Source organism: Microcystis sp. M53602_WE12, from assembly GCF_030065455.1.
GTDB classification, from domain to species: domain Bacteria; phylum Cyanobacteriota; class Cyanobacteriia; order Cyanobacteriales; family Microcystaceae; genus Microcystis; species Microcystis aeruginosa.
Window position 1 is genome coordinate 20,992 of sequence record NZ_JASJFB010000040.1, and the last position, 13,308, is coordinate 34,299.

A 13,308-nucleotide genomic window follows, 5' to 3' on the forward strand; every position below is an offset into this window, starting at 1 on the left:
TTTAAAACAAACTAAATTAAAATTTTAATCAAATTAATATCTTGATTCGATGAATTATATCCCTTTTTTAAAACTTTTGAAGGAGCATAATAAATTTGACCATATTCTAAACACTGTTCTTCATTTTCTATAAAAATTTCTAATTGTCCATTTAAAATAAATCCGATTTCTTCTTGCTGACCTTGATGTGGGGGAATGGAATAACTAGACGGGATTTTCATCATCACGATTTCAAACCAAGAACCCTTAACCGATTGACAAGGTAAATGAGTGATTTTATCTTGGTTGTTTGATAGGGTTAATACAACGTCTTCTGAAGGTAAAGAAGAGGTAATCCGTTTAAGATCAAATCCAATCATCGCTTCGGACAAAGGATTAACAAAACCATGAGAAACATTAGCATCGGCGACATGAATATCTTGTAAAGCTCTCAAGGGTTTAATCACATCTTTAATATACAGTTCCAGTTCTCCTGAGAGTACCATGCCAATTTGACTTTCAGGATGTTGGTGGGATTCAAGTTTAGCATTAGGAGCTACAGCGGATAATTGAAAAATGGTATTTTGGCATTGAAAAACCTCTAATTCTACATGAGGATTGAGTTTAATAGGCTTGGGAATTGGGAAAAATTTAGACATGATTTTAGGGGACAAGTTCAAAATGAAATTGAAATTTAAACTCTCAATTATTTTTCTGTGATGAAGGCAACTATTTTCATCGGATAGGGAGCTTTTTTAGGTATGCACAGGTAAATAAATACTTTGAATCATGGTGTTTTCCTGTTTGTGAAATAAAGACCAACTCATCTCAATTTTACCATATTGTGAAATAAATTCTAAATCATGTTCTCGGATGGCATTTTCATTGGTAATGGCTAAATCTGCCAACCCCTGTTTAACTTGAATAGCGGCAACACTGGTAGAATTGACAAATTTGATTTTAATCTTGTTTTGATTCAGGTCGCTAGGTAATAAATAGGGAAGTAAAGGAAGAGGAGCGGGATGAGTAACTAGGGTACAGTTTTCTAAAACGATTCCTTCATTTTTTCGCTTGGCTAATCCGTAAACGGGTGTGGGATAGGTGAAGATAAAACCTAGTTTAAAACTCGGTTCCATGTAGAAATCATTAATTCTTTCATAGGCATGGGGTACTAACGCCAAATCTATCTGATTGTCGAGTAAAGATTCTTTTAAATCTGTAAAGCTATCAAATAAATGACTATTAACCGAAATCTGTTGTAATTTCCATTGAGAAATTAGATAATTTAAGGTTTGTTCACTACTGGTTTCTTTTGGACCCAAAGTGCCAACGCTTAAGGTTTTGACATCAAGCTGGGGATAACACAATTCCATTGAAAACTTTAACATGGTTTTAAGGCTCCTGAATTTTTAAGGGCGGATAAATTAGGATTTCCGGTGCAAAATAAAACAATTTCAAGTTCAGCAATTAAAAATTTTACCAACTCATCAACGGCGGCTTCTGATTCAATCGCTGCTACGAGAAACGGTCGAGCCAACCCTCCTAAATCGGCTCCTAAAGCGATGGATTTGGCAAGGTCTAAGCCATTTTTTAAGCCTCCAGAAGCAATTAAAGGAATGGTTGAATTCATAGACCGAATGGCAGTAATACATTCAGCCGTAGGCAAACCCCAATCGGCAAAAACTTGTCCGAGATGCCTTTGTCTGTTGTCTTTGGCTCTTTGACTTTCGACTTTAGCCCAGGACGTGCCTCCGGCCCCAGCCACATCAATCGCAGCGACTCCGGCTTCAATTAATTGTTTGGCCGTCACCGCAGAGATGCCATTTCCGACTTCCTTGGCGATGACGGGAACGGGCAATTGAGCGCAAATTTGCTCGATTTTAGCGAGTAACCCTTTAAAATTGGAATCGCCTTCCGATTGAACCCATTCTTGTAAAGGATTGAGATGCAGAATTAAAGCATCAGCTTCTAATAATTCCACCAGTTTTAAACAGTCTTCTAAACCGCAGCCGTAATTTAACTGTACAGCCCCTAAATTCGCTAACAGGAGAATATCTGGCGCCAGAGAACGGACTGCAAAGGTCGGCGCTAATTCCGGTTGTTCGAGTGCAATGCGTTGAGAACCCACCCCCATCGCTAAACCATAACGTTGAGCGACCGTTGCCAATCGAGTATTGACTAAATGGGCTAATTCTGTTCCTCCGGTCATGGAAGAGATGAGAATTGGAGCTTTTAGAGATTTCCCCAAAAAGGTTGTCCCCAGTTCAATATCGCTACGGTCAAGTTCAGGAAGACAACAATGGGTAAAACGATATTTTTCTAAACCGTTTGTAAGTTGTTGAAACTCTACATCTTCTTCGATACAAACTCGCAGATGTTCGCTTTTACGATTTTCAATTTCACTGGGAAGATTAGGTGATGGCATAGTTGTTATCAAGCAGGAGGGTTAAACATTAAGTTGAGGTTAAAAATCGAGTTCTGAAAGCAGTTCATCTAGTTCTACCTGATTAAGATCCGCATCGGGAAAATCCGATGGAGTATAGCCTCCTTCTACCGATAAACAATGGTTAATCAGGCTTTCTAAAGAATCTCGATAGGCAGCAGCTAAATTTTTGATCGTTGTTTGATGATGAAAATTTTCACTATATTGCCATTCTATATCAAGTTGCCCATCAACCACAATTCCATGAATCGCAATTAAATGGGAACGTTTTCCCAAAGGACTATGAATGGAACCACTGGATTCTTGAGATAATTTCCAGCCTATCTCGCCGATTTGATGGCTGGTAAATTGACCTAAATAATTAAAGCTAATTTGAGCTTTTGGATAGTTTTTTAACGGGGATTGAATCGTTAAATCTGAACTCAGATAATATCCAATTCCATAATCAAATCCCCGATTCGGAATTTGTCGTAATTGCTCTTTAATGGACTTGAGACATTCACCGGGATGGTGAAGATTTTCTAAGGTCAAAAAGACGGGAAAAATACTGGTAAACCAACCCACAGTTCTAGATAAATTTACGGATTCAATTACATTCTCTCTTCCATGACCCTCCATGTCAAGCAAAAGTCCATAATTTCCTGTCCAATGACCGAAAGCTTGGACTAAAGCGGTCAATAGAATATCATTAATTTGGGTGTTATAAGCTTGCGGAACCTCCTGTAAGAGTAAGCGGGTTTGTTCTTCGGTTAAGGTGAAAGAGACCGTTTTTGCATGGGCAACAATGTTGGACTGAGCTTCACCTTGACGGTCTAAAGGAAGAGGACAAATTGAGGGAAACTCACGGTTTAGCCAATACTTGAATTGAGCGTAAAATTCTGGGGTTTTAGCATAGTTTTGCAGTTCCTCAGCCCAAGTTTTAAAAGAACTGGTTTTAGGAGGAAGTTGCAGGGGCTTTTGGTTTTCTAATTGCTGGTAAATAGTGACGAAATCTTCGAGGATAATCCGCCAAGAAATTCCATCTACTGCTAAATGATGAATTACAATTAACATTTTTCCACTCTCACCCAAGGCGAAGAAAACCACCGCCATTAAGGGACCTTCCTCTAAGTTGAGTACCCGTTGTTGAACCTCGGAAATTTCTGCCATCTTGGTTAATTGTTCATCGCAAGATAGATGGGATAAATCCACCTTTTCAAAAGCAAAATTATTGCAATCATCGCTGTGATTTTGTTGCCATTGTTCCCCTTTATGAACAAACCGTAACCGCAAAGCATCATGGTGATAGAGTAATTTAGAAATAGTTTTTTTTAATAAATCTGGTTGTAGATTATTGGGAACCTCTAACAAGATAGATTGATTAAAGTGATGACGTTCGGGCAAGTTTTGTTCAAAAAACCATTTTTGAATCGGAGTTAAGGGGACGTGACCGATGACTAAATCCTGTGTGGTTTGATTAACCGAAACTCGCTCCGCTACGGTGGCTAATTGAGCGATAGTTTGATGACTAAATAATTGTTTAGGAGTAATTTGTAATCCCGCTTGATTAGCTTGAGCAATAATTTGAATGGCTAAGATAGAATCTCCTCCCAACTCAAAAAAGTTATCGTTAATACTAATATTTTTAAGTCCTAAAACCCTTTGCCAAATTGCAGCGAGAATGCGTTCTTTTTCTGTACCTGGACTGAGATTGAGGGCAGCTTCATCCTCTAATTCTAGTGTAGGTTGTGGGAGAGCGCAACGATCAATTTTACCATTAGCGGTTAGGGGAAAAGCGTCTAACAAAACGAAGAAAGCAGGAACCATATATTGAGGTAACTTTTCTTGCAAAAATAGACGCAATTGAGAAACAGTTAAGTTTTGAGAGGCAATCACATAAGCACATAAACGTTTAACGCCGGGTTGATCTTCTCTGGCAATAATAATCGCTTCTTTAACTTGGGGATGTTGATTGAGAACGGTTTCAATTTCCCCTAATTCAATTCTAAAACCTCTAATCTTAACTTGATGATCAATGCGACCCACAAATTCAATTTGTCCGTCGTTTCCATAACGAACTAAATCACCGGTTTTGTAAAGGCGATCACTGAGTTTTTGACTAAAAGGATTGGCAATAAATTTAGAATCGGTTAACTCTGGACGGTTGAGATATCCTTTAGCTAATCCTGAACCACCAATGTATAATTCTCCTGGAATTCCAATCGGTACAGGTTGTTGATATTGATCTAAAATATAGACCTGAGTATTGCTAATGGGACGACCAATAGGCGGTGCTTTTTCGGTTAATAAATCTGGGGTTATTTTAACAGATGTTGTAACAACAGTATTTTCAGTCGGACCATAGTTGTTGACTAATGTAAAGGGAATGGAGGTAGGGGGAAAATCATTGAGTTTATCTCCTCCAGTTAACATTAATCTTAATAGACAATTGGGAGACCAATCTAGGGGAATTAGGGTTTCTGCAAGAGGAGTGGGTAAGAAAGAAACGGTGATTTTTTTGGCAATTAACCACTCTTGCAGTTGTTTCGGTGATGTTAGCAAATCTGGGGGAACAATCGCCAGACACGCCCCCGCTGTTAAATAAGGCCAAATTTCCCAAACTGAAGCATCAAAGGCAATTCCAGCTAATTGAGTGACTCGATCAATTGTTGTAATATCAAAGGCGTTTTGATGCCAAGAAACTAGGTTTAATAAACTTTGATGTTGAATTAAAACTCCCTTGGGTTTTCCAGTGGAACCAGAAGTATAAATGACATAAGCTAAATTCTCAGATGTCATCGGATGGAGGAGATTATCTTGCGGATGATGATCAAGAATTTTCCCATCCTGATCTAAACAAAATATTGTTCCTAAATAGTTGGGTAAAGTGTCAACTAAGTTTTCCTGAGTTAATAACACCGATACGGCAGAATCTTCTAACATATAAGCTAGACGTTCTGATGGATAGTTCGGATCTAAAGGAATATAAGCTGCACCCGCTTTAAGAATGCCTAAAAGTCCGATGATCATCAAAACAGAACGCTCGATACAGATTCCTACTAAGTCCTCGGTTTTAACGCCTAAGTTTTGCAAATAATAAGCGAGTTGATTGGCTTTTTGATTTAACTGTTCATAGGTCAAAGATTTTTCTCCATCGATGACCGCTATAGCATCAGGTGTTTTAACAACCTGTTCTTCAAATAACTGATGAATACAGTAATGATCAGGATAAGACGTTTGAGTTTGATTCCATTCTACTAATAATTGCTGTTTTTCCGATTCAGTCAGTAACGGTAATTCCCCGATGGTTTGCTGAGGATTGGCTACAATCCCCTTTAATAAAGTTTGGAAATGACCTACCATGCGGGTAATTCTTTCTGGGGTAAATAGGTCGCCATCATATTCCCAAAAACCTTCTAAATAAGAGCCTTTTTCCGTCTCTATTTCCTCTAAAAATAAGCTGAGATCAAATTTAATTCTCTGGTTTTCGACGGCTAGATATTGAGCTTTTAAATTGGGTAATTTTAAAGCATTGAGAGGGGCATTTTGCAGCGCAAACATTACCTGAAATAAGGGATTATAACTTAAACTTCGTTCGATTTCTAACCCATCAACCACTTGCTCAAAGGGGACATCTTGATTAGCATACGCTTCTAAAACAACATTGCGAGCTTGCTGTAATAATCCCGAAAAAGTCGGATTTCCTTCTAGGGAATTCCGCAGCACTAAAGTATTGACAAAAAAACCAATCAAAGGTTCAATTTCTTGTCGGTTTCGGTTGGCGGTGGGTGTCCCGATTAAAATATCATCTTGACCACTATAACGAAAGAGTAAAGTGTTTAAAGCAGCCAGTAATGTCATAAATAAAGTCACCCCCGACTTTTGGCTCAAAAGTTTCAGTTTTTCTGTGAGTTCTGAGTCAATTTGAAACGAGATACTATGACCTCGAAAATTGGCAGTAGCTGGACGGGGTTTATCGGTTGGAAGTTCTAATAAAGGAGGGGCACCCGTTAATTGTTTTTTCCAATAATTTAACTGATTTTCTAAGATTTCACCTTGTAACCATTGTCTTTGCCATACCGCAAAATCCGCATATTGTATGGCTAATTCGGGTAAATCTACGGTTGAATTGGATAAAAGTGCTTGATAAAATTTAGATAATTCTTTAAATAAAATGCCCTTTGACCAACCATCGATAATAATATGATGGAAAACGTTGACTAAAATATAATTTTCATATCCCAGATCAAACAGAGTACATCGTAATAGGGGAGATTGGGTTAAATCAAAGGGTTTTTGTAGTTCTTCAATAATCTGTTTGTCAATTTGCTCTTGGGGGATATCTTTTAAATTAACAACTAATAATTTAATCTTCAGAGATGGAGCAATTTTTTGAATAGGTTTTCCTTCAACCATTGGAAAGCTTGTGCGTAAGCTCTCATGCCGTTGAATAATAGCATTAATCGTTTGCTCTAAAATATCAATGTTTAAGCGTCCCGTTAAACGGATGGTTAGAGCTTCATTATAAGCTGGATTTTGCCGATCCATCTGATAGAGAAACCACATTCTCTGTTGAGCAAAAGATAGAGGTAACTCTTCAGTTCTGGCAACGGGATCAATAACCGATTCAAGGGGTTTAGACGGTGTTGTTGCGCTTCTTAAAAAAGTGAGAATTTCTGGTTTTCTTGTGCCGATTTCTTGCTTAATTTCCGGTGTCATCGCTCCCTGGGGAGCTTGATATTTTAACTTTTCTTCCTCAAGCCAAAGCTTGATGTCTAAACTATTTAAGTAAGATAAAAATTCTGCGACTTTCATTAATAGTATCCTTTTCCCTAATTGATGTTCTGGTATTTTTGGAATGGGGGGGGTGATGTTTGGCTGGGTTCAGTAGCTCAAGCTAGAGCTACTGTTAGAGATATAATCAACGGTTCTCATAAATTTAAATACCCTCAAAGACTAAACACTATCGCACAAATAAAGGTTATCAATGGCGAGGAGTCAGTGGTTATTGTTAAAGTCAGTTGCTATGGGAGCAACCGCTTACATACTCCACAAAAAGACTGTTTTAAACCGAGACTATTTATAGCATATTCTGGATGATAAATTTTAGTGATGGATACAATTTTTTACATTTTTTCCCAAAAGGGTTCTGAAAAGCTTAAATTTTAGTTAACCTATTTTCATAATTCTCCTTCTTCATAATTTTCTGCGGCTGTTGTCATAACTTTACCACTTTTGGATAGACTGTGACTATTTTTGGCTACATTAAGCACCTCAATCGTTTGAGTTAAACTGGCAACGGTGGGGTATTCTAATAAACTGTGCAAAGACAATTCTACCGAGAAAACATCCCGTAAACGAGAAATAACTTGACTCGCCAGTAAAGAATGTCCTCCTAGTTCAAAGAAATTGTCATGAATTCCAATTTGAGATAAATTTAACACCTTTTGCCAAATGTTAGCAACTTGACGTTCAGCTTCCGTTCTGGGTGCTATCAATTCGTTATTTTCTTTGCCTTGGAGTTCCTTGAGTAATTGCCGCTTATCAATATCTCCATTATCCTTGATAGGGAGGGATTGCCGCAGCACCAGGGGACATTTATAGGACGTTCCAAATCGATCTTTTAGACTAACATGATTAGGTAGATTGACCGATTGAACTGTAGATTTACGGGTGTAATAAGCCGTTAACTTTTGGCATCCTTCAGACCTAGATGTGAAACGATTAATCTTGCTATTACTCCCATCTAAACCGATTATTAATTGTCTTTGGTTGTGATATAAACTGGTTAGAAATGAGTCTAAACCTTGCCGTACTGTCATATCATAATACCCTTGAGATCGGGTTATGTATTGCATCTGATAACCTTGGCTAATCCCGGTTTCTTGCCAAGTTGTCCAACTATAACAATAACTGGGGAACAAATTCTTATATTTTTGATAGCTGTTCAAAGACTCAAGGAAACTATTAGCCGCCGCATAGGAACCCAAAGCCGCTCCTCCAAAAAAACTAGCCAAGGAAGAAAAACTAATAAAAACTCCCTGAGATTCTTTGAGGAGTTGATGTAAAACCCAAGTTCCTATTACTTTAGGACGAAGAATTGTCGATAAACCCTCTTGATTTTCGTCCAGAAGTAAACAATCTTTGTAAATTCCAGCCAGATGAATCACCCCATTAAGTTCTCCTTGCCATTGTCTTTTTACCTGTTCTACAGTCTGTTTAACTTGAGGGAAATTAGCCACATCTACCGCTTGATAAATTACTTCTCCCCCAAGGTTTTCTAAAGCTTGGAGATTTTTGATTTTTAAGGATAATTGATCTTCGGTTTTGAGGTACTCACTCCAAAGGTGTTTTTCTGGTAAAGGTGTTTTTCCAATTAACAGTAAACGAGCTTGATAATTTTTGAGCAAATACTGAGCAATTTGTCTGCCAATCCCTCCTAGTCCTCCGGTAATCAGATAAATTCCCCCTGATTTAAAGGGTAATTCCTGTTGGCTGTGTTGAAGTAAATTGACTTTTTCCAAACCTGCGATTAAACGTTTCCCGTTGCGATAGGCAATTTCTCTTTCCTTGGATAAAACGGATAGTTCTTGCAGCAGATAACTGACATTAATTTCGGTTTGATCCAGGGGTAAATCAACATGACGAGTATTTAACCAAGGAAGTTCTTGAGCTAGGGTTTTGATCAGTCCTAAAACTGGAGATTTTTCATAGGCAATTTCATCGGTTTCTATGACAAATTGACTATAACTAGAAACAAATAGCAATTGAATTTTTGAGTTAAAATCATGAGTTTTAGCTAAGGCTTGAACTAGGAATAATAAATCATAAGTCCCTTTTTCTTGTGCTTTTTCTAACTGTTCAATTGTTGAAATTTCTCCCTGATAGTCTTGATAAGTACCCAGATGAATAATATTGACAAGGATAATTTTTTGCTCGGATAAAGATGCCATTAACTGTTGATAATGATTGGCTGTCCCGGGTCTGAGGGTATAGCAATTTTGACTGATTTGAGAAAATTCTTCCGCTGCTAAAACCGTGATACAGGGTAAGTTTTGACCTTGGATTTTTTCTGCTAAAGATGCTCCTAAACCCAAGCAATCCAGAAAAATTAAAGTACAATACTTGGAAAGTTCTGGTTTTAAGTTAACTGGAGATCGAGGTTTCCAAACTTTCTGGTAAAACCAATCAGGAAGGGTTTGAGCATTTTCTAACAAAATATCTATTTCTTTTAAAATAGAATTAAATTCTCCATTTCCAAACCGTTTTGTTAATTGCGATCGCTGAATTTTACCAATGGAAGTTTTAGGAATTTCAGTTTTATTTAAGGGGATTAAATATTCAGGATTAACGCCAAAACTGTTAATTACTTTTCGTCTAATCTTTTTCAGAAGTTCCGCTAGATGCTGGTGGTCAAAGGTTTCTACACTAAAAAATAAAGCTAATTGATCGGTACTATTCCTAGGATCATAAACAGCACAAGCGGCGGTGTAGGACACTTCTACTTCTTCAATAGTTTCCACTACAGTTTCAATTTCATGGCTATAATAATTCACTCCATTAATAATAATGGTTTCTTTACTTCTTCCAGTAATGACTAAATGACCGTTACTAATAAATGCTAAATCTCCTGTCTTAAACCAGCCATCTTTTAAGAAAGCGTCTTGATTCGCTTCTGGGTTTTTATAATACCCCGGTGAAACTGCATCTCCTTTAACTTGTAAATGACCAATGGTTTCTTCTGGTAATAGGGAATTATCAGTATTAACAATTCTAATCGATATACCCGGAATGGGTAATCCTAAATCCGTAAAGGTTGCACCGTTGGGATGTTCAGGATGGACTCGTTTTAAGGAAGAATTCAAGGAGGATTTATCAACCGTATGAAAGAGTAATGGCTGTTGTTCTGTAGGCTGATAATAGGTAATCCCTGAACCCATTTCTGCCATCCCAAAAGCAGGACGCATCGCCGTTTTTTTCAGATTATATTGAAGATGAAGGGTGTTAATAAATTCTCCAACTGCTTGACCAGAAACGGCTTCACCCGCTGCTAAAAAGAATTTGACACAATCTAAATTCCAATTTTGATCCGGTTCTTTTTTTAAAGCTTCATTGATCAAATTATAGGCAAAATTAGGAGCCCAACTATGGCTAATTCGATATTGATCAATTAAATCTAACCAATTCAAAGGACGACCTAATATATATTCAGTTTGAACATAAACCATTTGGCATCCTAACTCGACACAGCGAATATTCCAGTCTGAAATACTTCCAATATGATCAAAAGGAAGCCAATTAAGAATAATATCGTCGTTTTGATGTTCACAAATTATGTTTGTTCCTCGCGCACGAGAGATGACATTTTTATGGGTTAATGAGATACATTTCGGTATTCCTGTACTGCCTGATGTGAGATTAAAGAACGCGATATCATCCGGTTGACCAATAGGAGGCTGATGGGGAGAATGAGTTTTTAATTCTTCAATAAAACTCAAGCTTAAGGGTTGATTAGGCAACCATTGTTCTAAATATTTTATCTCTTGCTGACGGGATTGATTTGTGATAATAATAGGTTCATCTAACAACTGCCAAACTTGAGATATTTTATGAATTTCATTATTAAAATCTTTATAGCTGGGTGGCACTGAAATAATAACAGGAATAAATCCCCCTAAAAGACACCCCCAAAATGCGGAAATAATATCATAGTTTTCCGATAGCTGAAGAATCACTTTATCTTGAGCTTGTAAACCCTGCTTTTGTAATCCGGCTTGTATTTGTTGAGCGTCTTCCCATAATTGTTGATAAGACTGAAAAACTTCCAATCCATTAGATTGAATATAAATAATCCCTTTATTTGAATGATTTTCAGCAGCTTTTTGGAGGATTTCTGCCAAGGTTTTCGGTTGAAGTTCAGATTCTTCTAAAAGCTGTCCGTGACTGATTCCAGCTTGAGTGTTAGAAGTGTGAATCCCCAGATGAATCGGGGTTTCAGATTTTTGATGATCATTTTTTTTCTCTATTTTTAAGGGCAATAAGTCCGATAGATGTAGGGGTAAAATTTTGATTTTTTTGGAAGTCATGACAGCGGCAACTTGATCAATATCTGACAAAGAGCGTAGTTTTTCTTCTGTTTTCTGAACTTGATGATCATCGATAATTTCAATATTCTTTAATGCAGTTTCATCGACATCACCGCTATCGGTTAAGGGTAAACTGGAAATCTGCACATAGATATTAGGTAGAAGATTGTCCGGTAACTGAGACTGTAAATCGGAGGACAATTGTTCAGAATTCCAAGCTCCAGAGGAAACGATATAGGCGACTAATTCATCCTCTCGTACCATAAAATAGCAATCTTCAATTAAGGGATTTGATAAAAAGACTTCTGCTAATTTATGACAATTTAATTGTGGATTTTTGTGTTCTGTCCTCATACCTAAAATCCTCGTTTTTGTGTACATCTTGCCAATTCAATTCTGAATTTCATCACTGTCTGAGCTATCACATAATAGCTCATTCGGGGTACGATAGTCAAGACATTATCGAGGACGATTGTTAATCAAGTTTACGGCTCTTTCTATTTCCTCTGGCTTAAGGATTTTAAAATTCCTTTTCTTGGGAAAGAATTGTCTTAACAGTCCATTAGTATGCTCGTTTAATCCCCTCTCCCAAATTTTGTAGATGGTTTCTTGACATCCTGACCGCCGTAAAACGGACGGCGATTCCCAAAACTCACAATTTGGGTTTCTGCTTCATAGATGACATGACATCCCAGCAAGACGGCTATTTGCCGTTGAGATAAATTTACCTCTTGACCAAGTTGGTAGAGCAAGTTTCTTTGTTCTATGTTAAGATGTTGAGGGCTTCGTTTTTGGGTCTGATTTGTTGTTGTTAAAGATCAGAATATACCTGATGAGCCTTTCTCTGTCAACTCTTAAGGTTGATGTGTTTCATTTTTGAATTGGCGAAATAAAAAATGACAGAACAAGCTTGGTGGGTACAAAAATGGCTAGAACTACTCGATTCCTATCGCTTTAAAAAACGCTTGGAACGAGCTAGACTGTACGCTAGAGAGGGCAATGTTTTAAGTATTGACTTTGAAGACTCGCAAGTTATTGCCAGAGTACAAGGCAGTGAACCAGAGCCTTATATAGTGGATTTATCCCTAGCGGCTTTTAGTGATGAAGAATGGGATTATATTATTAAGCTTCTCTCCAAAAAAGCCATTTATTCCGCTCAATTGCTCACCGGACAAATGCCCGATAATATCGAGCGTGTTTTTATTGATAGTGGGGTGAATTTATTTCCCTTTTCCCTGGCCGATATTCGCTCCCGTTGCACCTGTCCCGATCAAGCCAACCCCTGCAAACATATAGGAGCAGTATATTATCAATTGGGTGATCGTTTTATTGTCGATCCCTTCCTGCTTTTGCAACTGCGCGGCCGAAGCAAAAGCCAAATTCTGGAAGCTTTACGGGAAAAACGCTCCTATTCCTCTGATAATCAACCTTTAGCAGTCAGTGAACCCCCCACAGTAGTCGAAAAAACTGCCCCCGACAGCACTATCGATCGCTTTTGGCAGTACGATGAGGAGCTAGATCCCTCCCTCGTTGTGATTACGCCGGGGAATGAAAATCAAACCATTCTCGACATTTTAGGCAATTTTCCCCTCGCTGCCCCCGAATCAGATGCCATAGAACAATTTTTAAAACCAATTTACCGGCAAATTCCCCAAGAAGCGATGGCGATTGCTTTACAGTAGGGGAATTTGAGGTATAAGTAGCTGGTTATAATTAAATTAAAAATGGATTTTAGGTTCGATCCTCCCTGCCCCCCTTGATAAGGTAGGGTTGATTCAAGGTAGGGTTGATTCAAGGTAGGGTTGATTCAAGGTAGGGTTG

The 13,308-nt window shown here is 37.9% G+C and carries 7 protein-coding genes and 1 pseudogene; 1 reads left to right on the top strand and 7 read right to left on the bottom strand.

Annotation, left to right across the window (positions count from 1 at the left end; genetic code table 11):
- Positions 1–11 precede the first annotated feature (11 nt).
- The 7 genes and pseudogenes from PX482_RS01795 to PX482_RS01820 form a co-directional block, all read right to left on the bottom strand.
- Entirely contained in the window at positions 12–638 is a 627-nt protein-coding gene (locus tag PX482_RS01795; RefSeq protein WP_002762084.1) for a cupin domain-containing protein, read from the bottom strand.
- A gap of 96 nt (positions 639–734) precedes the next feature.
- Positions 735–1,367 (bottom strand): LysR family transcriptional regulator, encoded by a 633-nt coding sequence (locus PX482_RS01800; RefSeq protein ID WP_002762083.1) that lies wholly within the window; start codon positions 1,365–1,367, stop codon positions 735–737.
- Positions 1,361–2,404 (bottom strand): type 2 isopentenyl-diphosphate Delta-isomerase, encoded by a 1,044-nt coding sequence (gene fni / locus PX482_RS01805; protein ID WP_288023393.1) that lies wholly within the window; start codon positions 2,402–2,404, stop codon positions 1,361–1,363. Before fni ends, PX482_RS01800 begins: the two co-directional genes overlap by 7 nt.
- A gap of 39 nt (positions 2,405–2,443) precedes the next feature.
- Positions 2,444–7,216 carry a non-ribosomal peptide synthetase gene (locus tag PX482_RS01810; RefSeq protein ID WP_288023392.1) on the bottom strand — a complete coding sequence of 1,591 codons (4,773 nt, stop codon included), beginning with the start codon at positions 7,214–7,216 and terminating at the stop codon, positions 2,444–2,446.
- A gap of 365 nt (positions 7,217–7,581) precedes the next feature.
- The gene (locus tag PX482_RS01815) at positions 7,582–11,841 is read right to left on the bottom strand and encodes a non-ribosomal peptide synthetase (RefSeq protein ID WP_288023391.1); all 4,260 of its coding nucleotides are present in this window, start codon (positions 11,839–11,841) and stop codon (positions 7,582–7,584) included.
- Between the two features lie 36 nt (positions 11,842–11,877).
- Positions 11,878–12,093, bottom strand: a pseudogene (locus PX482_RS28000) (transposase); the annotation flags it as partial.
- The gene (locus PX482_RS01820; RefSeq protein WP_288023389.1) at positions 12,063–12,239 is read right to left on the bottom strand and encodes a hypothetical protein; all 177 of its coding nucleotides are present in this window, start codon (positions 12,237–12,239) and stop codon (positions 12,063–12,065) included. The pseudogene PX482_RS28000 and the gene PX482_RS01820, both read right to left, overlap by 31 nt.
- Positions 12,240–12,383: 144 nt before the next feature.
- Here PX482_RS01820 and PX482_RS01825 point away from each other — a divergent pair, with 144 nt between their 5' ends.
- A complete protein-coding gene (locus PX482_RS01825; RefSeq protein WP_288023388.1) occupies positions 12,384–13,169 on the top strand; it encodes an SWIM zinc finger family protein in 786 nt (261 codons plus the stop codon).
- Positions 13,170–13,308 lie beyond the last annotated feature (139 nt).

Coding starts and splice junctions, on each gene's coding strand:
- PX482_RS01795 (WP_002762084.1), bottom strand. CDS start 638: ATGTCTAAATTTTTCCCAATTCCCAAGCCTATTAAACTCAATCCTCAT.
- PX482_RS01800 (WP_002762083.1), bottom strand. CDS start 1,367: ATGTTAAAGTTTTCAATGGAATTGTGTTATCCCCAGCTTGATGTCAAA.
- fni (WP_288023393.1), bottom strand. CDS start 2,404: ATGCCATCACCTAATCTTCCCAGTGAAATTGAAAATCGTAAAAGCGAA.
- PX482_RS01810 (WP_288023392.1), bottom strand. CDS start 7,216: ATGAAAGTCGCAGAATTTTTATCTTACTTAAATAGTTTAGACATCAAG.
- PX482_RS01815 (WP_288023391.1), bottom strand. CDS start 11,841: ATGAGGACAGAACACAAAAATCCACAATTAAATTGTCATAAATTAGCA.
- PX482_RS01825 (WP_288023388.1), top strand. CDS start 12,384: ATGACAGAACAAGCTTGGTGGGTACAAAAATGGCTAGAACTACTCGAT.